Below are 20,914 nucleotides of genomic sequence, written 5' to 3'. Positions count from 1 at the left end.
GGGGCTAAATATTAGTGATTAGAAAAATTGAGTATACAGCACTGGCAGTAATTCCAGGGTTAATATAAAGGGAGATAGCATCTCCTCTCGAAATGGGATTTCCAGTTGTAACGCTAGTCCAAGTTACAGTAGCGGGACCTACCGCTGGAGTGGGGTTAAACACTTGAATTTGTCCTGATCCAGTATCTGTCGGTTTAATTGAAAATACTATAGTTCCGGTAATTTTGTCAGTAGTAGTTAAGGTAATGGTAGATAGGATGTAACTAGCAGTAGGGGCAGTGAGGTTTGTAGGGACATTCCTGCAAATATCAATCGTATAAACAGCAGCAGGTAAGTTATTTACATTTATAGACGCAGCAAATCCAACTATACTACCGGCTCCGGCAGTGACATATGGAATAACATTGGAGTCAATTCCAGGAGAGCCCGCTATACGTTGAAAACCAGCATTTGTTCCTTGAAAAACAATACTTTTTGCTGATGTACTACCGGCAGTTCCCGTAGGTCCAGTGATGCCGGAAGGTCCAGTGCTACCAGAAGGCCCAGTACTACCAGAAGGTCCAGTGCTACCAGAAGGTCCAGTGCTACCAGAAGGCCCAGTGCTACCAGAAGGTCCAGTGCTACCAGAAGGCCCAGCGATGCCAGTAGAGCCAGTGCTACCGGAAGGTCCAGTATTCCCCGTAGGCCCAGTGCTACCAGAAGGTCCAGTGCTACCGGAAGGTCCAGTGCTACCAGAAGGTCCAGTGCTACCAGTAGAGCCAGTGCTACCAGAAGGTCCAGTATTCCCAGAAGGTCCAGTGATACCCGTAGGTCCACTTTCTACTAATACGATATAATCTGGAGATATATTCGGAAACCCTTGAGGGGCATCTTTTTTTACAACATAGCCGCTGCTCGTATAAGTGACAACTTGTCCTGTTTTATAGGTGGAAGCGGCTGCTAGACTAAAGGCGGTAGTACTTTGTAAGCCAGCTCCGGAAGGTCCAGTGCTTCCGGTAGCGCCGGTGCTACCAGTGGGACCGGTACTGCCTGTAGGCCCAGTGTTTCCGTTAGAACCACTGTTACGTCTGCCGTCGCAACTAAAACAATTACGTGGGTACATGTACGTTCTCCTTTCTATATTTTGAAAATCTATTTTAAAAATAGAACTACTATATATATATTATGGATTCTATAGTTTTGTGTGGTCGATCGTATTGTATGTCTAGATTTCAAAAATAGGGGAGAATGAGATTGTGCTAGATCTAACGATGAGTGACATATTTGTTTCTCCTGTTTAAAAGAATTCCTGCCTTGTTAGTTTTTCGTATTTTTTATAGCAAAATAGGAAGCGGATAGGAAACAAATAAAGCCTGAAATCCAGCCAATAGAAGGAGAATAGGGAAGTATATGTTGTAATACCATTCCGCTAGAAGTAAAAAAGCTACCGAGTAGACCTAAGAAGATGGGGTATCGCAGTAATTTGAACATAAGTGATAATACAACCTCCTTTATGACATACATTGTATATTAGTCTTAATTTTCTGTATACAATGTTTTAGAAAAATAGTGGTACAATATATGAATGATACGAGAGAGGATGAACATTAACATATGTACGTTACTGTAACAGAAGCAGCATATAAAAAGATTATGGATACGATTCCAAATGAAGCGAAATATATAAAGTTATTTTATGATAATGAAGGTTGCGGTTGTGTTATGAGTGGAATTATCGATTTAGTAGCTGTAGCAGAAAAAGATGAGCGCGATGTGGATATCGAATCTAGCGTAATGAATTTTATTGCAGATCGCACAAAGCTTGTATTTATGGATGATAAGTTAACGGTTGATTGGCATGAAGGTGGAGGAACTTTTCAACTGAAGAGTCCGAGTCAATTTTATAATCCAAATATGAAGTTACACGTTCGAGTGTAGTAAAGGAAAGGTAGTTCCAAAATATGTTTTGGAACTACCTTTTTTATTGTATAAGTCGATATATTTAAAAAATCGCCGATATAATTTGAGTTGCGCTGATATATTCGAAAAATCGCTAATATAATTGCATGTGTCAAACAAAGCAAACCTCTCCATACGATAGGAAGATTTTTTCACATAATGAAATGTACATATGATTGAATTTTCTGTATAATCTTATGTGCGGAGGGGATACACATGAGAAGATGGGGGATTGAGTTTTTAATTTTAACAGTCGTTACTATTTGGGGGATAAATTTTACGATTGCGAAATATGGACTTTTAGAATTTACAGCAATTGAGTTTACTGCACTTCGGATGATATCGGCGGCACCGCTTATGTTACTCCTTACATTTTTTATTGAAAAGTCGGTTTATATGGAGCGAAAGGATATACCTAGGTTAATCATCGTTAGCGTTGTAGGTATTGTACTGTATCAAACATTGTTTATGGAAACTGTCAAATATACGTCCGCTACAAATGCCTCATTACTCATTTCTATTTCACCTATTTTTACAACTGTATTTGCTATTTTTTTGAAACAAGAAAAGTTTTCTTCTCGAAAGCTCATTGGTTCTATCATTGCCTTTGGCGGTGCAGCATTAGTTTTAGTAGCAGGACATTCACTTGCTAGTTCTTTTTATGGTAACGGAATTGGACTTATAACATCAATATGTTGGGGACTTTATCCTGTTTTAGCAGGTCCACTAATTACAAAATATTCAGCACTACGTGTTACCGCATGGTCAGCATTAGTTGGCGCGATTCCGCTTTTATTGTTAAGTGGACCACATGTATTTATAATGCCATTTCAAATTACACACGAAATGACACTATTCGCTTTACTATATTCCATTTTCTTTGTAACAGTATTTGGTTTAGTAATGTGGTATGTTGGTATTCAAAAAATTGGCGCGTCACATACGATGGTATATATGTATATAACGCCGCTTGTAGCTGTTTTATTTGCAGCTGTATGGGCAAATGAATATGTATCGTTTCAACAAATAATCGGTGGCATTATTATTTTCTTCGGTCTATGGTTTGTGAAATCGGAGAAAGTAAAAGTTCATTCTATTGCGGGGAAACCTATATCAAAATAGGAAAACAGATCACCTATGATCTGCTTTCCTATTTTTTTATTTTTGGTAAGAAGACGAGAAATAAGATAGCAGTAATAAGAGGAATTAAGTTTAAAAATGGAATACGGAAGAGTGTGATAAGAATAATACCTGGAAGAAGAACACCGAGGACAGCGTAAAAAATACTGTGATTTTTCGTGTACCAATACAATGAAAGTCCAATAAGTGCAGGGATAATGAGGTGAATGAGAGCCATTAAAAAATAAATCATTAGACGCCCCCTTTATTTGTGTGCTTATTACATCATATCCGTATGTTCATAGATTGATATCACTTTTTTCATAAATGGACGAAAAATGTTTGGAAAAACGTCACAAATTATGAGAATATGATGTTTGAAATCTTGTATAATATTATTTCCTGAAAACATTAAAAACAACATAAACAAACTGTTTATGTTGTTTTTAATTTGAGTGAAATGAATTTTAAGTAGTATGAACTCGAAAGAACTGAGTTATACAGCTTTTGTTGGATAGATAAAGTGAAACTTTAATCAGTGGGGGGGTTGTTCATCCCCCACTGATTATTAGTTGAACTAATCGGGCTTTTACGGGCAGTTGAGCCCCCACTTAACTTCTTTGCCTCCACTGAATTTTGAGGTGAGGGTCGTACTGCCCGTTAATGCGGGGTAAAAATTACCGAAGAGGAGAACAGCATGATTAGTATGTCATTAAGATCGTTTAAAATTCAATCGTATTATTTACTAGGTTTTCTTTTACTAGGCTGGATGTTAACGCCGTTTTCAGCTCATTTTCTAGGTGCAGGAATTGGACTGATTGTAAGTATGTATTGCGTTTGGCTTTTAGGGAGACGAATTGAGAAGCTTGGAGATAGTATCGTAAAGAAAACGAAAGCACCGACGCTCGGTATGTTTAATCGTTTTGCAGCTGCTATTTTAGGTGCTATTATTATGTACGAAATTGAGCACCACATGGTTATGTGGGCATTTGCAGTAGGGATTCTGGGCGGTTATTTCTTAATCGTTGTGAATTTAGGCTACTATAGTATGAAAGATGAGGAAGAATTAACGAAGAGCTAAAAAGATAAAAAGATAAAAGCCTCTTTTAGATGGAATAGAGGATCCGGCGAAGGATAGAAGAGGTCAGGGCCTTTTTTAGCCCCATGCGATGTGAAACCAGAGAGATGTAGTGAGTAGGGATATAATTTATATGTTCGAAGCTGTGAATTGTCTGTGTGGAAATGGGCTTACTCTGGGATAAGTGATTCAGTGATGGATAGTACAACAGGAAGCGTAACTTTTTATAAAATACAGGTTGCTGCTTCCAATAAGTTAACATGAAATCACGTATTTGTATGATTCTCGGGTTCTTTAAAAAGGTTGGATATAATACAACAAGTTATTCCGGTAATTAGAATAATATATTTTCTCGTTTCACTTGTATGCTCAAATAAATTAACGTTAAGCATCACAAGTCCCCAAAACATTTGAATCGCTCCGTAACTGAATAAAATTTTTCCTGTACGAGAAAATTTTTTCATAGGACTCACCCTTTCCTGTATATGTAAATTTTATCATAAAAAATGAAAAGTGAATGGTTATAAAATGAATTTTCTGTAATTTTTCCGAACTACATCACGGATGAAGAGAGAAGATATAGAAAGAAGCTTACGTAAAAACGTAAGCTTCTTTTTTATGTAAGTGTGTATAACCGTTAAGCCGCATTGGGTTTTGTCGGTGAGTACGCGGAACTTTACGGTTACACGACACTTATTCATATGAGTAAAAGGGTTATTCCAACAGAAAGTTTGTACTTAAGCGATTGGACCGCCTAAGTTAATAATATTTTCAGAAACGCTGTCGAACTTTTTGAAGTTCTCTTTGAATTCGCTCGCAAGCTCGATTGCTTTTGCTTTGTAAGCAGCTTTATCAGCCCAAGTTTGTTCAGGCATTAACACTTCGTCAGGTACACCTGGTACGTGAAGTGGAACTTCAAGACCGAAGATGTCATGTTTAGCTGTTTCTGTTTTCGCAAGTTCGCCGCTTAATGCTGCTTGAATCATTGCACGAGTGTAACCTAAGTTCATACGTTTACCAACGCCGTATTCGCCACCAGTCCAGCCAGTGTTTACTAAGAATACTTTCGCATCGTGTTTCTCGATTTTTTCACCAAGCATTTCAGCATAGCGAGATGCATCAAGTGGTAAGAATGGTGAACCGAAGCAAGTTGAGAATGTTGCTTGCGGAGATGTAACGCCGCGCTCTGTTCCTGCTAGTTTACTAGTGTAACCACTTAAGAAATGATACATAGCTTGTTCTTTTGATAACTTACTGATTGGAGGCAATACGCCAGATGCATCAGCAGTTAAGAAAATGATTGTATTTGGGTGTCCAGCAACACTTGGCAGTACGATATTGTCGATCGCATGCATAGGGTATGCAGCACGAGTATTTTCTGTTAAAGTAGTATCGTTGTAGTCTGCGATACGCGTTTGGTTATTAATGATAACGTTTTCTAAAACAGATCCAAATTTGATTGCATCGAAAATTTGTGGTTCTTTCTCGTGAGAAAGGTTTACACATTTTGCGTAGCAACCGCCTTCAATATTGAATACACCGTTATCAGACCAACCATGTTCATCATCACCGATTAATTTACGGTTTGGATCAGCAGATAATGTTGTTTTACCTGTTCCAGATAAACCGAAGAATAGTGCTACGTCTCCTTCTTCACCTACGTTTGCAGAGCAATGCATAGAAAGAATATCTTGTTCAGGTAGTAAGAAGTTCATAATAGAGAAGATTGATTTTTTCATTTCTCCAGCGTATTCTGTACCACCAATTAGTACGATACGTTTTTCGAATGAAACCATAATGAATGCTTCAGAGTTTGTACCGTCAACAGCTGGATCAGCTTTGAAATTCGGTGCAGAAACAATTGTGAACTCTGATTCATGAGTTGTTAATTCTTCTTCAGTTGGACGAATAAATAATTGATGTACAAATAAATTGTGCCATGCATATTCGTTAATAACTTGAATTGGTAGGCGGTAATTGCGGTCAGCGCCTGCAAATCCATTGAAGACGAATAACTCTTCTTTTTCTTTTAAGTATTCTAAAACTTTAGTATATAATTTATTAAAATGTTCTTCAGAAATCGGTTGATTCACTGCTCCCCAAGCAATTTTGTCAGCAACCGATGCTTCTTTCACAATAAATTTATCTTTAGGAGAACGTCCTGTATATTTTCCTGTTGAAGCAGAAACGGCACCAGTAGAAGTTAATTTCCCTTCATTTCGCATTAATACTTTTTCCACTAATTGCGGAACACTTAGTTGAATCTGTGCATTGCTTCCGTTCAATAATTCGTGTAAACCAATTTGGACATTCACAGTACTCATATTTATATACCATCCTTTTCATTTAATGAAATATTTCTCGTAATCCCCAACAAGAGTATAACACAATTATATAAATAATGTATACTATTTATTTCTTTTTGTTTGTGTGAATGCATTATTTCCTTATTAATATTTCATTTCAGGCGTATTGAGAAAAACTTTCAGGAAAATGTGAATATTAATTGACAAATGAATATCATTTCTTTAGTATAGGTTGGGACGGATACTCTCTTATCCCGAGCTGGCGGAGGGACAGGCCCGATGAAGCCCAGCAACCTCACTTGTAGTGGTAAATACAGGTGAATAGGTGCTAAAACCTGTGCGAGGCTAACGGTCTCGAACGATAAGAGCAAAGGGCAAAAAGCAGTATGCAAGTAGCAAATTAAACCTTTCCTCTATGTAAAGTAGGAAAGGTTTTTCTGTATGCTTGTGTGGGAGAATAAATGTATGTCGCAGTTTGTGGCAAATTAAGGATGAGTTCCGTACAATATATACAATTACTGTAGGGAGGTTTACCACATGACAAAAAAACGTCATCTGTTCACATCTGAGTCTGTAACTGAAGGACATCCAGATAAAATTTGTGACCAAATTTCTGATTCAATTTTAGATGCGATCTTATCAAAGGACGCTAATGCACGTGTAGCTTGTGAAACAACTGTAACAACTGGTTTAGTATTGGTAGCGGGGGAAATTACGACTTCTACTTACGTAGATATTCCAAAAATCGTTCGTGAAACAATTCAAGGCATTGGTTACACACGCGCAAAATACGGATTCGATGCAGAAACTTGTGCAGTTTTAACATCTATCGATGAGCAATCTGCTGACATCGCTATGGGTGTTGACCAAGCGCTAGAAGCACGCGAAGGTCTAATGACTGACGCTGAGATTGAGGCAATTGGTGCAGGAGACCAAGGTTTAATGTTTGGCTTCGCATGTAATGAAACACAAGAATTAATGCCACTTCCAATCTCGCTTGCTCACAAATTAGCTCGCCGTTTAACTGAAGTACGTAAAGATGACACATTATCATACTTACGTCCGGATGGAAAAACGCAAGTTACAGTTGAGTATGATGAAAATGGTAAACCTGTACGTGTAGATACAATCGTAATTTCTACACAGCATCATCCAGATGTTACATGGGAAGAAATCGATCGCGATTTAAAAGAGCATGTAATTAAAGCTGTAGTTCCAGCAGAATTAATGGATGGAGAAACGAAATTCTTCATTAACCCAACTGGTCGCTTCGTAATTGGTGGACCACAAGGTGATGCTGGTTTAACAGGACGTAAAATCATCGTTGATACTTACGGTGGATACGCTCGCCACGGTGGCGGTGCATTCTCTGGTAAAGATGCAACGAAAGTTGACCGTTCAGCAGCATATGCAGCTCGTTATGTTGCGAAAAACATCGTAGCAGCTGGTCTTGCTGACAAAGCAGAAGTACAACTTGCATACGCAATCGGTGTAGCACAACCAGTATCAATTTCAGTTGATACATTCGGCACTGGTAAAGTATCTGAAGACGTACTAGTAGAACTAGTTCGTAACAACTTCGATCTTCGCCCAGCTGGTATTATTAAAATGCTAGACTTACGTCGCCCAATTTACAAACAAACAGCAGCTTACGGCCACTTCGGACGTACTGATGTAGATCTAACATGGGAACGTACAGACAAAGCTGCAGCTTTAAAAGAGCAGGCTGGTCTATAATATATGAAAAAAAGCTTTGCGCGGTGAGCGCAAAGCTTTTTTTATTTTGTTTTACTTACAATTTGAATGCATGAGCTACAATACACTTCACCGTCTAGCTCAATATATTTTTTCATATTCGTCATGCCACTTGCCGGAAAGGGCATATGAATCCATGCTTTTTCATACGTTTGGATTTCTTTTTCACATGATTTACAAAGGATTGGTTTCTTCTGGAACATATGTAATCAACCTTTCATTTGACGTGCTTTACCCGCGCAAAAGGCACTGCTTAGTAAAAATAGTGTTGCGAATATAATGCTTACTAATGTAGCGTATGGAATTGCGTCTTTTAGAGAAAAGCCAACAGTAATGGAAGCGACGAATAAGAGGATGAATGTTGTTGTTAGTTTTTTGTAAAGTTCCATAATATGTAGACCTCCTTATTTAGAGATAGAACGTTTAAATATATAATCTACTCTATAGGCAAGTACGAGAGGAATTAATGTGCTAGTCAAATAGTAACGAATACCACCATCAGGCATAAGCACATACAATTTTAAAAAGTTAATATCAAACCCGTAAGCGATACATTGAAAAAGGGATAATATAATTAGGAATGGTATAATGGGTACGTATCGTTTCATATTTTGAATCATATAAAGCTCCTTTATATGGATAAATATGCTTATATTGTATCATATTGAATTCTTTAATTTATACATAATTTTACAAAGTTAAATGAAAGGAAAGATGAAAAATGAGTGTAACTGAACATAAAAAACAAGCGCCAAAAGAAGTGCGCTGCAAGATCGTGACGATTTCTGATACACGTACAGAAGAGACGGACAAGAGCGGACAACTATTACATGAATTGTTAAAAGAAGCAGGGCATACAGTGACCTCTTATGAAATTGTAAAAGATGATAAAGAAAGTATTCAGCAAGCGGTGTTAGCTGGTTATCATAGGGAAGATGTTGATGTCGTGTTAACAAATGGCGGTACTGGCATTACGAAACGTGATGTGACGATTGAAGCAGTATCAGCGTTATTAGATAAAGAAATTGTCGGGTTTGGTGAGTTGTTCCGCATGATTAGTTATTTAGAAGATATCGGAAGCAGCGCAATGTTAAGTAGAGCGATTGGCGGTACAATTGGCCGCAAAGTTGTCTTTTCCATGCCAGGGTCTAGCGGAGCAGTTCGTCTTGCGATGAATAAATTAATTTTACCGGAATTAGGTCATATTACATTTGAGCTGCATCGCCAATGAGTAAGTATGCTGGAATTGTATTGGCAGGCGGTATGTCGAGTCGATTCGGTGAGCCGAAAGCGTTAGCGAGCTGGCAAGGTAGTACTTTTATAGAGCATATTTTGAAAGTGATGACGACTGCGTTGCAAGAAGTTGTGGTCATTAGTAACTCCGATATAAAAGAGCGAGTAGAGCAACTCGTACAAGTTCCTGTTATAGAAGATATTCCGCATTATAAAGGAAATGGACCACTTGCTGGAATTGTATCAGGAATGGAATATATAGAAGCAGATTGGTATGCTATTATGCCTTGCGATGCGCCAAATGTTTCGCAAGAGTGGTTTACCATTTTACTAGAGCGAACGAGTAATGAATATGATGCAGTTGTCCCTATTATTAATGGAAGGAAACAACCATTACTTGCAGCGTATCATAACCGTGTGAAAGAAAAGATTTATGCTTTGCTTCAGGAGGAAAAAAGAAGTATGGGCCAACTTTTATCACAATGTAATGTGAAGTATGTTTCTGGAGAAGATGTACAAGCGAATGCAGATTGGTTTATAAATGTGAATACGAAAGAAGAATATGTGCAGGCTCAAAAAGACCTTTCAAATGAATGAAAGGTTTTTTGATATACAGAAATTGGGGAACAATTACTGTATAAAGGTATGTGAGTAAGTTGATTTTAAGGGGAATCACTTAAAATCACCATACAGTAAAAATACTGTATAACCATATATTAATTTTTATGGGTTTTTATTACAAGTCTATTTAGTTATATGTCTTTTTGTTATAATGAATATAGAAATAAATAGATATTACACCTAATGTATCATTTAGTAAACTAAAATTTACAACTGTGTAATAAACTCCCTTCGTTTTTTCGAAGGGAGTTTTTCTGTTTAGGCGAGTAATTCTGATGTGGTGTGCTGAAGGACTGTTTCATATTGGTCAAGTAAGCCACGAAAGATCTCATCCCAGCTTTTTGATTGGGCATAAGACGAAGCCGCTAGCCCCATTTGCATTAGTTTCTGTTCATTTTGCAATAAAGAATAAATGGATGATAGAAATGCGTCCTCATTTTTGGGGGGACAAAGAACTCCCGTTTTGCCATCCGTAATAATATTTTTAACTCCGCCACTATTTGCACCAATGACAGGTGTACCACATGCAAGTGATTCGAGTACGACATTTCCGAACGTTTCAGTAGCAGATGGAAATACCATGATGGTAGAACAAGCATATGCTTCAGCTAAATCCTTCCCTTGTAAATATCCAGTAAAAGTAATATTTGCATGCGGAACAGCTTCACGCAAATTTGTTGCTAGCGGACCGTCTCCCGCGATGAGCCAATGAATGTCGTTTCGAGTATGTGCTGTTTTCACGATAAGGTGTTGCAACGTATCAATATCTTTTTCAGGGGCAATCCGTCCAACATAGGAAAGGACATACTTCGCTGTAATATTATATTTTTTTCGGAATAGGTCTGTATTGTAAGATGGATGAAAGAGTGTGCAATCTACACCACGTCCCCATATGGAGAGGGCCTGAAAACCTTTATTTTTTAGTTGGTGTAACGTTTCAAAGGAAGGAACGAAATTTTTTTGCATATGACTATGAAACCATTTTAAATAGTTCCAAAGCATATTAGAGAGAAATTCGATTTTGTAATAGCGTAAATAAGCATCGAAATCAGTATGATAAGAACCGACAACTGGGATGTTTAATTTTTTTGCATAATACAATCCACAAAGGCCCATGTTGAAAGGTGTAGCAATGTGAATAATGTCAGGTTTAAAGGAAAGAAGTTCACGTTTAATGCGCGGAGTAGGAAAAGAAAAGCGGCATTCTGGATATAATATTGTTAACGGAATACTTCTCATCTTATTCACGTTAGCTACGAAATCATCTTCAGCTGTATGCTGAGGGGCGAAAACAGAATAGGCGATCTTTTCTTTCTGAAAGTAATGTGTTAATCGTTCTAATGTTTTCGCAACCCCGTTGACTTGTGGTGTAAAAGTATCGGTAAAAATGGCGACTCTCATCATATCACTCCTTTATGTGAAAAGTGGGATGAATTGATAAAAAGAGATGATGCCAGAGCAAGTGCCGAGGCACATACCGACGAATACATCAGACGGATAGTGAAGCCCTAAATAAATACGAGAAATACCGACGCATAATGCTAAAGGTAATAGAAAAACAAGTAAGTTTGGATTATAGCAAATAAATGGAATGAAGACAGAGAAAACGGCTGTTGTATGACCAGACGGGAAAGAGTGGTCTTTTAATGGATGGACTGGATATTTCGCATCCTGAATTGTTAAATAAGGACGTTTTCGCGGGTACCATCTTTTTAATATTTGTACAGGAATATGGCTAATTGCTAAAGAAATAGCAGTTGCGATTGCAGCTTGATGCAAAGTCCCTTTTGCAAAAATTAAAAAGAAAAGTGTGAGTGCGATTGAGAAAGTAGCACCACCGATATGAGTAATATTGCTGAAAAAGATATTTAATGTTTTTTGATCAAAGTATCGGTTAATTCCTTTGAAAATGTAACATTCTATTTTATACAGTCCACTGACCTTCATGGAAATTCTCCTCCCTCGTTTACATATATATGGAGATATTAGCTTTTATTTTAATAAGATTTTATTGAGGGAGTAATAATGTTTTGTAAAGAAAAAGTTAGTTTTTATATAAAAAGCTGCCACTTTAATGGCAGCTGGAAAAGTTACTTCTGTAATGACTTATAATACTGGCCTTTTTCAACATATTGTGTGCGAATGCGCTCCATGTCTTTACGGTCTTCCTCTGTTAACTCACGGACGACTTTAGCTGGGCGACCGAAAGCTAACGTGTTAGGTGGAATTTTCTTTCCTTGTGAAACGAGGCTTCCAGCACCGATAAAGGCTCCTTCGCCAATTTCAGCACCATCTAATACAATAGATCCCATTCCAATTAAAGCATCTTTTTTAATATGACAGCTATGTAAAATAACTTGATGCCCAATGGTCACGTCGTCTTCTAAAATAAGAGGATACTGTGGGCTTTGGTGAAGTGTACATTGATCTTGTACATTTACTCGGTCTCCAATGATTGTTGGTGACACATCACCGCGTATGACTGTATTAAACCAAATACTTGATTTTTCGCCAATGGAAACATCGCCTGTAATGGTAACATAATCAGCGATAAAAGCACTACTCGCAATTTTCGGGTTTTTTTCTTTGTAAGGGTATATCATGTAAAGCCTTCCTTTCCTAGAGACTAGTTTCAGTGTATCAAATTATAAGAAAGAGTGAAATGGAGGAGAGCCGTATGTGGAATTATGAAGCAGAGGAAGCGAAAGCTGTCGTTGTTATCGTGCACGGCGCAATGGAATATCACGGACGTTACGAAGCAGTTGCGGAAATGTGGAATCATATCGGCTACCACGTCGTGATGGGGGACCTTCCGTCACATGGAACGACTTCAAGAAATAGAGGACATATTGATTCGTTTGATGAATACATAGAGGAAGTTAAATTATGGGTGAAAGAGGCAAGAAAGTATCGATTACCTATTTTTATATTCGGTCATAGTATGGGTGGTCTTATTGTTATTCGTATGATGCAAGAAACGAAGAGAGAAGATGTAGACGGTATTGTTTTAAGTTCGCCATGTTTAGGCGTAGTAGCTGGACCTTCTGCTCCGCTTCGAGTCGCCTCAAAAATATTAAATGTTATTGCTCCCAAATTGCAATTTGCAACGAATCTTACAGTAGAAATGTCAACTCGTAATCATGAAGTTCGAGACGCAATGGAGAATGATTCATTGTTCTTGCGCAAAGTATCAGTACGTTGGTATAGTGAATTGATTAAGTCTATCGAAATTGCTCATAAGAAAATAGATGATTTTCCAGATGTTCCGCTCTTGCTAATGCAAGCTTGTGAGGATAAACTTGTAGATAAAATACGTGTCCGCACTTGGTTTGATAATGTTAAAATGAGTGATAAGGCTTTTAAAGAATGGCCGAATTGTTATCACGAGTTATTAAACGAGTATGAGCGTGATGAAATTTTGAATTATATTCAGTCATTTACTGAAATACGCATCAATAGCATAATAGAAACAAATAAGTAAATTATTTGTACATTGAATAGAGGAGATGAAGGAAGAAGTGAACGTACCGAGTAATCCCATAACGCTCATGGCCAAAGTATACCGTGATGTGTTTCCGGTTGTACACCATGAGCTAGCGATGTGGAAAGAGCGTGCCTACCATATTCCGAATGATGAGCTTCATAGTCAGGCAATCGCAAGTATTGAGCATAAAACGTTTCATTGCGAAGGCGGAGGCATTTTAGCGCTATTAGCAGATGAACACCGAGAGGAATGTATTCGTTTTATCGTAGCGTATCAAACGATCAGCGACTATTTAGATAATTTATGTGATCGCAGTACATCACTTGATCCAAATGATTTTGCCGCACTGCATGAATCGATGTTAATGGCATTATCACCTGAAGTAGAAGGTGGCGGTAATTATTATCGCTATCGTGATGATCAAGACGATGGTGGTTATTTAGATGAACTTGTTGAAACATGCCAAGATGTTTTAAAGAAAACGAAGCACTATGACAAAATTGCTCCTGTTCTTCATGAACTTGCTTGTTATTATTGTGATTTGCAAATTCATAAACACGTGAAGTTAGAAGAAAGAGAACCACGCTTACAAAAATGGTTTGAAGCACATAAAGAAAACTTACCAGAGATGAGTTGGTTTGAATTTTCAGCATGTGCAGGTTCTACGCTTGGAATCTTTTGTCTTGTCGCATATGCATTTCATGATGAGCTACATGATGAAGATATTGCGAAAATTAGACAAGGGTATTTCCCTTACGTACAAGGACTTCACATTTTACTTGATTATTTCATCGATCAAGAAGAAGACCGTATGGGCGGGGATTTGAATTTCTGTAGTTATTATGAAAACGAGCAAGCGATATTAGATCGTATGAAACACTTTGTAGAAGAAGCAGAGAAGAGCATTGGTGATTTGCCTCATGCGAAGTTTCATCGTCTCATAAGCCGAGGGTTACTTGGTATTTATTTATCAGACCAAAAAGTATCAGCACAAAAGAATATGCACAAAATGGCACGGCGCATTGTAAAGTACGGAGGCCTCACTTCACGATTCTTCTATTGGAACGGGAAGATGTACCGAAAGAAAATGGCGCAGTGATGAAGAAAACCACTCATGTAGAGTGGTTTTTTGTTATAATATGGTAAAGGTGGTGGCGGAAGTGAAGCGATTGTTTCAAAAGCTATATGACAATATTGAAGTAACATTACTCGTGCTACTTTCCATTTCATTTGTAACTGGAATGTATGTGATGATGAATAAAGCTGGTGGTCCTACAACGATGGATTATGTAGCCCAAGTTATTATTGCATTGATTATTATAGTAGATATTGTCTTTTTAATAAGTGGTAGAAAAAAGGAAAATAGTAAATAAAAAGCATTTGTACAAGAGAGTACAAATGCTTTTTATTTATGATCGTATTTTTGCAAATACATATATGAGAAGTTCAATCGCAAAAATAACTAAAACAGATAGTCCAAATAAAGGCATGACAGCGCCTAGTATAACCGTCATGATAAAGAAAACGAATATGCTTTTCTTATCTCTTTGCTTTGGCGGTGCTGCTAATTTTCCTTTTGGTTTTCTTGCTAACCACATTTTTATTCCGTAATAAATGAGAAGTAATAAAGATAATGTCGTTAGTAAGCATAATATTTTATTTGGCCATCCGAATAAATGTCCTTCGTGAAGCGGGATACCGTAAGTGAACCATTGTGCAAATAACCCATAATCACGATAGTCCGTTTTTGAAATGAGTTCTCCGCTATATTGATCAAAGTAAGCTGTTATTTCTTCATTTGGTGCCACATCCATGCCCGTAATACCGGAACCACTTGATTTCGAAACGGTGAATACACCTTTCGGATCAGCTGGTAGTGAGATAACATATGGCTTCTTTATTTCAATTCCTTTTTGTAATTCATCGACAGAAATTGCTTTTGGTTCATTTGAATTCGATTCAGGCGGAGCTTCTTTTCTTGTTGCCCATGGCAATTCTTTTACCTTTGATTCAGGCGGTGCCATATACAACTTTGGATATCCAATCGTTTCATTCGACGATGCAATTTTATAAATTTGGTTACCCATAAATCCTGACCAAGGCAATCCAGATGCGATTAGCAGAACGAGTGGAATTGTAAATATAATACCGATAATAGAATGACGTCGTTTTGCTTTTTCTCGCTTATTGGATGCTGGTGTGTTTTTGAATCGGCGTATACTCATATACAATCCAGTCACAATTAAAAAGATTGTCCAGCATGCCGCAAGTTCTACAGTATAGTTGACGACAGTGCCACCAACTATACTGTAGAACTATGTAATTCCCTCATGATATTGGCAAACGTTTCACTGGCATTTTGATCCCCAACAATTTGATTATTGCTATCTAAATACACAAATTTTTGTTGCCCAGTATACTCATTTGCAATCGTAAGTCTCGTATTATAATCCCCATTAAACTCACTAATTTTCGCCACGCTATAATGTGGATATTTTTTCTCTGTTAATGAAATCGAATCAGATATCGAAATAGATTCTGTTTGGGCGCTCTTCCCAAAATATAAATCTTTATAGATGAAATCCTCAACTTCCTCCCGAAATAAATACCCAATTCCGCTCAGTGACAACGTAATAAGAAGCGGCGTAATAAAAAGCCCGGCATAAAAATGCCAACGCCAAAAAATGTAATGAAGCGAACGATTTACTTTCATACTTTCAGTTCCCCTAACCTTCCCTATATGAATAGATTCCTCATTTTAATATAGCGAGATTAAGTGTGGATACTTTGAAGGAATTGTGAAAAATGTTAAAAGTTTTGGGGATTTCCATCAAACATAAACCACATTTCAGAAAGGATGTTTTCTATTTTACGAAGATTTCTTTATATTTGATACATACATCCTAACAACCGCCTCAGCAAGACATTGAGCAGAATCAACAAAATCCTCATTCGCTACAACATTCAAATCAGTACATGCGATAATGGCGGTATCTACTTCATCTTTTAACTGTAAAACGAACGCATTCCATAATTCTCGAGCTGCTTCAACTTCTCCAGATTTAATATAGGTAATAATTTGATTAATTGTTGTCTGCCATTTTTCATGATGAATGTACTCTATATTACGTTTTGCAATCCCGTCTTGATAAATACCAGCTTGAATTGTCGCTTCTGTTGCGAGAAGAGCGACTCTTTTTGTATTTTCAGGAATTGCTTGTAACGTCTCATCAACGATATTTAAAATCGGAATGGACAGAGAATGCTGTAATTCTTCAAAATAAAGATGCGCAGTATTGCACGGCATAGCGATAAATTCTACGCCAGTACTTTCAAGTTTTTGTGCCCCTTCAATAATGGCTTTTTTCATTGCTTCGTGATCAATAGGGCGATCCATGTAAAACGGTGTTGGGCAAGAATAAATCATCATATGAGGAAAGTCCGTATCATGCTTTGCTCCGTATATTGTTTGACACTTTGCTACAACTGTATCGACGAATGGTCCAGTTGATTTTGGCCCCATTCCTGCTAGTATTCCGATCATGGTTTTGTCTCCTTTAATATGTAATTAAAAACGTTTTTTGTGAACGACAAAAAGAAATAAAGTAAGTAATAAAAATGAATATACGATAGCCCAAGCTGTGAGCCATAGCGTGTGAGTAAGTATATTATATTTGTATTGTCCAAGCATTAGAAAGCTTTCGACGGGTGGTAAAAACCATAGTAACTCTTTTTTAAACCGGATTGAGGCGATCGTTATAAGTAATATAAATGTCAGGCTAAGCCAAGCGGTGCTTGCTTTTTGAATAATATTTCTAGTAAATAAAGTTGCGATTGAAATTCCTAGTATAGAGAAAGACATGTGAGCGAGAAATCCGACTAAAAATAAAGAAACTGTCATTTCTTCATTAAACATTTGCAAAATAATTGGGTAGATTACGGATATAAAAGATAAAACAGTACAAATGAGAAGAGCCGTAATATATTTGCCAACATATAGTGCGGAAATATTATTTGTGTGAGAAATAGTAATTTGTTCTTGTACAGGGTCTTCCGTATGGAAAATTGTGACCGTAATCCAGGCAGATAATAAATAAAGTGCGAGTGCCGTTTCTAAGTATGTCGGCACAATAGGAGTCGGTTTATATGTATATACAAAAAGTAAGCTCACAAAGTACATCGCAATAGGAGGGACATACTTATATGATTTTGTATAGTCGAGAAAATGGTAACGAATAAGAGCAAACATTAATAAACCTTCTTTCGATTTAAAAGTTAGGTTGTAGCAGTGTGATAGATGCTTTTTTATGTAATAAAAACTGAAGCATTTCGTTTGTATATTCTTTTTCGATTTGTAATTGAATAAGGTTTTGATTTGAATTGTGTGTAACGTGTATAAATCCTAATTGCTTGCGTAGTTCTATCGCTGAAAATGTTTCATGAACGATTGCTTCAATATAGACTTGTTCTGCTGATTTTTGCACAGAGATATCTTCCGTGATTGTATGATTTGCTAACGACACAATTCTATCGGCGAAGTTTTCTAGTAGTTGTTTTTCATGACATGTGAAGAGTATAGATATGCCGTGTTGTTTTAATGAGAGTAAAATATGTTCTAATTCTTGCTGTGAGTTAGGATCAAGTCCAGAAAGAGGTTCATCTAAAATTAATAAATGGACGTCTGTAAGCAATGCTTGCATAATGCCTGTTTTTTGTTTCATGCCTTTTGAAAAGTTTCGTACAACGGAATGTCTTGCATGATGTAAGTGAAAAGATTCAAGAAGCATCGGAATTTTATCTTTTAAATATTTTGTTGATAAGCCGTGAATGTGCCCGAGATGATATAAATAATCCTCTAATGTAAAACGAATCCCTTCAGGAAAATGTTCAGGTACATAACCGATTTGTATATGTTCTTTTCTTTGAAGTGTCCCTGTTGTAGGTGAAATAAATCCTGCAATTATTTTGAGTAGAGTACTTTTTCCAGTGCCGTTCCCGCCAATAATAGCGAGTGCCTCTCCTTCTGGAATGGATAAATCGATGTTATCTAGTATCAGTGATTTGCCATACTTCTTTTGAATTCCCCTTAGTTCTACTAGCAAAGTTCTATCCTTCTTTCTTCAAATATTGTATACATCCATTATATAGGAGAATAAGAAAAAGACGTGCAATGAGTGCACGTCTTTTTTTGTTATGTTTTGTCGAATCGTCGATATATTATCGCTTTTCAATCGCCACAATAAATGGCGGGTTATTTTGCTGGTTAATGAAGCCATATCGCAGTACGTGAGCTTGTTTTTGGTCTAGTTCTTCTGCAAATATGAGAACAGCGTCGCGTTCTACTTGTCCCTCTGGATGTCCGTGGTAAATGACAAGGACGATGATTCCTTCAGGTGCCATTACTTCTAGTAATTGTTCTATAGCCGAAATTGTTGAGTTCGGTTTTGTAACGATATGCTTGTCACCGCCAGGAAGGTAACCTAAGTTGAAGATAGCACCTGTTACTTTTCCTTTTGCATCTTCTGGTAGTACGGATAAAAGCGTATCGTGACTATCGTGAACTAAAAAAGTACGTTCGAAAAGCTCTTTTTCTTTTAACCGGATAGTGGAGCTTTCAATTGCTTCTTTTTGAATATCAAATCCAAATACTTTTCCGCTATCTCCAACGATTTCAGCTAGGAGGCAAGTGTCATGTCCATTTCCCAGTGTTGCATCTACAGCGTAATCGCCTTCTTTTACTGCCGTTTGCAGCAGTGTGCGAGCAAACGGTAATACACGTTCTAATTTCATTTTTGTTTCTCCTCATTTGCATATTTTCCTTGCCAGCTTCCGCGGCGTACAAATTCTGCATCGATGGAATTTAATACTTCCCATTTATTTAAGCTCCACATTGGACCAATCATTAAATCAGGTGGGCCGTCACCTGTGATGCGGTGCACAATTACGTCTTCTGGAATTATTTCAAGTTGGTCAACAACGAGACTTACGTAATCTTCAAGAGAAAGGAACTCGAGTTGTCCTTTTTCATATTGCTTCACCATTGGCGTTCCTTTTAATAAATGAAGTAAATGAATTTTAATTCCTTGTACATCAAGCTTCGCTACTTCACGAGCTGTTTCCATCATCATGTCATAATCTTCAAGGGGAAGACCGTTAATAATATGAGAGCAAACTCTAATGCCATGCTTACGTAATTTATTTACACCTTCCACATAAGACGGATAATCATGAGCGCGATTAATAAGGTTTGCAGTTCGCTCATGAACAGTTTGTAAACCGAGTTCAACCCAAAGGTAGGTGCGTTTATTTAAGTCCGCTAAATATTCAACAACATCGTCTGGTAAACAATCTGGACGAGTTGCGATAGAAAGACCGACAACGTCTTTTTCTGCTAGAAGCGGTTCGAATTTTTCTTTTAACACTTCAAGTGGTGCATGTGTATTTGTGTACGCTTGGAAATAAGCGATACATTTTCCATCTTTCCACTTTGAGCGCATTTTTTCTTTCATTTCATGATATTGCGTTATAACATCATCGCGGCGATCACCAGCGAAGTCGCCAGATCCAGCAGCACTGCAAAATGTACAACCACCGTAAGCAACTGTACCGTCATGGTTCGGGCAATCGAAGCCAGCATCTAATGAAACTTTAAAGATTTTTTCACCAAATTCATTTCGTAAATGGTAATTCCATGTATGATAACGTTTATTGTCGTTTGTATATGGAAAAGGGTTTTGAACCTTCATTACTTTCCCTCCTAAGCCGAGTCAAAATGAAACAAAATCCATTATAACATACTCATAAGGTAGAGATGGAAGGGACACACTAAAGGGGAATTGAAGCAAGGAGGGACAATTATGGCAGAGCGTCAATCACTTGAATCGTATATTACGCAAGCGGAGCAAGCTGTGGAATATGCGAAAGAACAATTAGATCTTGGTATGAGACAAGAGCATTATAATACGTTGGAGTATGGAGATGCGCAGTTACAATTAGAACAAGCATATAACGATTTACAAACGATGCAACAACATGCGAATGATGAGCAACGTGAGCAGTTAAATAGAGCACGCATGGCAATTCGCCAACTGCAACATCAAATGATTATTACACCGCACTAATAAGGAGTGAATGTAATGGCGAAACGTTCAGATCAAAATAATCCAGAGCAAAAAACGCAAAATGGACATAACGCTGAGTTTTCGAATGAACTTGATCCGGTTGTGCAAGTGAAACAGCGTAATAGTAAAAAAGGACAACCGCAAAGATCAAAGCAATCAGAGTAAACCAGGTCGCAATATGACCTGGTTTTATTTTGTTATATGACAATAATGTAAGATTACTGTAAGGTTTGCCGATAGTTGTAAGATAACATTTCCA

General features: G+C 37.4%; 27 protein-coding genes, 1 pseudogene and 1 riboswitch. Of the genes and pseudogenes, 11 read left to right on the top strand and 17 right to left on the bottom strand.

Annotated elements, in window-relative coordinates:
* Window positions 1-4: 4 nt before the first annotated feature.
* Both PDL00_RS23355 and PDL00_RS23350 read right to left on the bottom strand, forming a co-directional pair.
* Window positions 5-1,102: a collagen-like protein gene (locus PDL00_RS23355; protein WP_270731356.1), complete on the bottom strand. Its 1,098-nt coding sequence runs from the start codon at window positions 1,100-1,102 to the stop codon at window positions 5-7.
* 194 nt (window positions 1,103-1,296) lie between these two features.
* Complete coding sequence (locus tag PDL00_RS23350) at window positions 1,297-1,503, bottom strand: hypothetical protein (RefSeq protein WP_270731352.1); 207 nt, start codon at window positions 1,501-1,503, stop codon at window positions 1,297-1,299.
* A 90-nt stretch (window positions 1,504-1,593) separates the two neighbouring features.
* On the opposite strand from PDL00_RS23350, the gene PDL00_RS23345 reads away from it, so the two are divergent.
* Entirely contained in the window at window positions 1,594-1,917 is a 324-nt protein-coding gene (locus PDL00_RS23345) for an iron-sulfur cluster biosynthesis family protein (RefSeq protein WP_166703432.1), read from the top strand.
* A 237-nt stretch (window positions 1,918-2,154) separates the two neighbouring features.
* Window positions 2,155-3,060 (top strand): DMT family transporter, encoded by a 906-nt coding sequence (locus PDL00_RS23340; RefSeq protein ID WP_270731346.1) that lies wholly within the window; start codon window positions 2,155-2,157, stop codon window positions 3,058-3,060.
* A 28-nt stretch (window positions 3,061-3,088) separates the two neighbouring features.
* Here PDL00_RS23340 and PDL00_RS23335 read toward each other — a convergent pair whose 3' ends face one another.
* A complete protein-coding gene (locus PDL00_RS23335) occupies window positions 3,089-3,310 on the bottom strand; it encodes a hypothetical protein (RefSeq protein WP_000639043.1) in 222 nt (73 codons plus the stop codon).
* A gap of 444 nt (window positions 3,311-3,754) precedes the next feature.
* On the opposite strand from PDL00_RS23335, the gene PDL00_RS23330 reads away from it, so the two are divergent.
* Window positions 3,755-4,138: an ATP synthase subunit I gene (locus tag PDL00_RS23330; protein WP_000624932.1), complete on the top strand. Its 384-nt coding sequence runs from the start codon at window positions 3,755-3,757 to the stop codon at window positions 4,136-4,138.
* A gap of 263 nt (window positions 4,139-4,401) precedes the next feature.
* On the opposite strand, the gene PDL00_RS23325 is transcribed toward PDL00_RS23330, so the two are convergent.
* Complete coding sequence (locus PDL00_RS23325; RefSeq protein WP_242257357.1) at window positions 4,402-4,599, bottom strand: hypothetical protein; 198 nt, start codon at window positions 4,597-4,599, stop codon at window positions 4,402-4,404.
* A 273-nt stretch (window positions 4,600-4,872) separates the two neighbouring features.
* Window positions 4,873-6,459, bottom strand: a complete 1,587-nt coding sequence (pckA, locus tag PDL00_RS23320) for a phosphoenolpyruvate carboxykinase (ATP) (protein ID WP_242257356.1) — start codon at window positions 6,457-6,459, stop codon at window positions 4,873-4,875.
* Between the two features lie 228 nt (window positions 6,460-6,687).
* Window positions 6,688-6,809: riboswitch (SAM riboswitch) on the top strand.
* Window positions 6,810-6,978: 169 nt separating this feature from the next.
* Here pckA and metK point away from each other — a divergent pair.
* Window positions 6,979-8,178 (top strand): methionine adenosyltransferase, encoded by a 1,200-nt coding sequence (metK, locus tag PDL00_RS23315; RefSeq protein ID WP_000163113.1) that lies wholly within the window; start codon window positions 6,979-6,981, stop codon window positions 8,176-8,178.
* Between the two features lie 41 nt (window positions 8,179-8,219).
* Here the strand turns inward: metK and PDL00_RS23310 are convergent, their stop codons facing one another.
* From PDL00_RS23310 to PDL00_RS23300, 3 genes are read right to left on the bottom strand one after another with little or no spacing between them, the layout of a single operon-like run.
* Window positions 8,220-8,399 carry a hypothetical protein gene (locus PDL00_RS23310; RefSeq protein WP_240589073.1) on the bottom strand — a complete coding sequence of 60 codons (180 nt, stop codon included), beginning with the start codon at window positions 8,397-8,399 and terminating at the stop codon, window positions 8,220-8,222.
* Between the two features lie 6 nt (window positions 8,400-8,405).
* Window positions 8,406-8,585 carry a hypothetical protein gene (locus tag PDL00_RS23305; protein ID WP_088123578.1) on the bottom strand — a complete coding sequence of 60 codons (180 nt, stop codon included), beginning with the start codon at window positions 8,583-8,585 and terminating at the stop codon, window positions 8,406-8,408.
* Between the two features lie 15 nt (window positions 8,586-8,600).
* Window positions 8,601-8,816 (bottom strand): hypothetical protein, encoded by a 216-nt coding sequence (locus tag PDL00_RS23300; RefSeq protein WP_270731340.1) that lies wholly within the window; start codon window positions 8,814-8,816, stop codon window positions 8,601-8,603.
* 101 nt (window positions 8,817-8,917) lie between these two features.
* Here PDL00_RS23300 and PDL00_RS23295 point away from each other — a divergent pair, with 101 nt between their 5' ends.
* Window positions 8,918-9,427, top strand: a complete 510-nt coding sequence (locus tag PDL00_RS23295; protein ID WP_000117133.1) for a MogA/MoaB family molybdenum cofactor biosynthesis protein — start codon at window positions 8,918-8,920, stop codon at window positions 9,425-9,427.
* A complete protein-coding gene (locus PDL00_RS23290; protein ID WP_270731338.1) occupies window positions 9,424-10,026 on the top strand; it encodes a molybdenum cofactor guanylyltransferase in 603 nt (200 codons plus the stop codon). Before PDL00_RS23295 ends, PDL00_RS23290 begins: the two co-directional genes overlap by 4 nt.
* Before the next feature lie 282 nt (window positions 10,027-10,308).
* On the opposite strand, the gene PDL00_RS23285 is transcribed toward PDL00_RS23290, so the two are convergent.
* The 3 genes from PDL00_RS23285 to PDL00_RS23275 form a co-directional block, all read right to left on the bottom strand.
* Window positions 10,309-11,451 carry a glycosyltransferase family 4 protein gene (locus PDL00_RS23285; protein ID WP_242256921.1) on the bottom strand — a complete coding sequence of 381 codons (1,143 nt, stop codon included), beginning with the start codon at window positions 11,449-11,451 and terminating at the stop codon, window positions 10,309-10,311.
* A 12-nt stretch (window positions 11,452-11,463) separates the two neighbouring features.
* Window positions 11,464-11,997, bottom strand: a complete 534-nt coding sequence (locus PDL00_RS23280; RefSeq protein WP_061676773.1) for a phosphatase PAP2 family protein — start codon at window positions 11,995-11,997, stop codon at window positions 11,464-11,466.
* 143 nt (window positions 11,998-12,140) lie between these two features.
* Window positions 12,141-12,653, bottom strand: coding sequence for a gamma carbonic anhydrase (locus tag PDL00_RS23275; protein WP_270731336.1), 513 nt, complete (start codon window positions 12,651-12,653; stop codon window positions 12,141-12,143).
* Window positions 12,654-12,727: 74 nt separating this feature from the next.
* Between PDL00_RS23275 and PDL00_RS23270 the strand changes: the two genes are divergently transcribed.
* From PDL00_RS23270 to PDL00_RS23260, 3 genes are read left to right on the top strand one after another with little or no spacing between them, the layout of a single operon-like run.
* Complete coding sequence (locus PDL00_RS23270) at window positions 12,728-13,531, top strand: alpha/beta hydrolase (RefSeq protein ID WP_270731334.1); 804 nt, start codon at window positions 12,728-12,730, stop codon at window positions 13,529-13,531.
* A gap of 37 nt (window positions 13,532-13,568) precedes the next feature.
* Window positions 13,569-14,633, top strand: coding sequence for a tetraprenyl-beta-curcumene synthase family protein (locus tag PDL00_RS23265; RefSeq protein WP_061676775.1), 1,065 nt, complete (start codon window positions 13,569-13,571; stop codon window positions 14,631-14,633).
* A gap of 40 nt (window positions 14,634-14,673) precedes the next feature.
* On the top strand, window positions 14,674-14,907 hold the full coding sequence (locus PDL00_RS23260) for a hypothetical protein (protein WP_270731332.1): 234 nt from the start codon (window positions 14,674-14,676) through the stop codon (window positions 14,905-14,907).
* Between the two features lie 36 nt (window positions 14,908-14,943).
* On the opposite strand, the pseudogene PDL00_RS23255 reads toward PDL00_RS23260, so the two are convergent.
* From PDL00_RS23255 to PDL00_RS23230, 6 genes and pseudogenes are all read right to left on the bottom strand, one after another.
* Window positions 14,944-16,247: pseudogene (locus PDL00_RS23255) on the bottom strand (PepSY-associated TM helix domain-containing protein).
* A gap of 156 nt (window positions 16,248-16,403) precedes the next feature.
* Window positions 16,404-17,078, bottom strand: a complete 675-nt coding sequence (locus PDL00_RS23250; RefSeq protein WP_270731331.1) for an aspartate/glutamate racemase family protein — start codon at window positions 17,076-17,078, stop codon at window positions 16,404-16,406.
* A gap of 24 nt (window positions 17,079-17,102) precedes the next feature.
* Window positions 17,103-17,783 carry an ABC transporter permease gene (locus PDL00_RS23245; protein WP_270731329.1) on the bottom strand — a complete coding sequence of 227 codons (681 nt, stop codon included), beginning with the start codon at window positions 17,781-17,783 and terminating at the stop codon, window positions 17,103-17,105.
* A gap of 19 nt (window positions 17,784-17,802) precedes the next feature.
* Window positions 17,803-18,636 (bottom strand): ABC transporter ATP-binding protein, encoded by an 834-nt coding sequence (locus PDL00_RS23240; RefSeq protein WP_270731327.1) that lies wholly within the window; start codon window positions 18,634-18,636, stop codon window positions 17,803-17,805.
* Window positions 18,637-18,751: 115 nt separating this feature from the next.
* The gene (locus PDL00_RS23235; RefSeq protein WP_270731326.1) at window positions 18,752-19,324 is read right to left on the bottom strand and encodes a class I SAM-dependent methyltransferase; all 573 of its coding nucleotides are present in this window, start codon (window positions 19,322-19,324) and stop codon (window positions 18,752-18,754) included.
* Entirely contained in the window at window positions 19,321-20,280 is a 960-nt protein-coding gene (locus tag PDL00_RS23230) for a TIGR01212 family radical SAM protein (RefSeq protein ID WP_270731324.1), read from the bottom strand. Before PDL00_RS23230 ends, PDL00_RS23235 begins: the two co-directional genes overlap by 4 nt.
* A gap of 111 nt (window positions 20,281-20,391) precedes the next feature.
* Here PDL00_RS23230 and PDL00_RS23225 point away from each other — a divergent pair, with 111 nt between their 5' ends.
* Window positions 20,392-20,655 carry a YtzC family protein gene (locus PDL00_RS23225; protein ID WP_061676783.1) on the top strand — a complete coding sequence of 88 codons (264 nt, stop codon included), beginning with the start codon at window positions 20,392-20,394 and terminating at the stop codon, window positions 20,653-20,655.
* A 15-nt stretch (window positions 20,656-20,670) separates the two neighbouring features.
* A complete protein-coding gene (locus PDL00_RS23220) occupies window positions 20,671-20,820 on the top strand; it encodes a hypothetical protein (RefSeq protein ID WP_001129345.1) in 150 nt (49 codons plus the stop codon).
* The last annotated feature ends 94 nt before the right edge of the window (window positions 20,821-20,914 follow it).

The organism is Bacillus cereus group sp. TH152-1LC (assembly GCF_027710505.1).
In the GTDB taxonomy this organism is placed as follows: Bacteria; Bacillota; Bacilli; order Bacillales; family Bacillaceae_G; genus Bacillus_A; species Bacillus_A mobilis.
The sequence above is the reverse complement of the archived record's forward strand: the minus strand, read 5'-3'. Positions and strand labels throughout refer to the sequence as shown.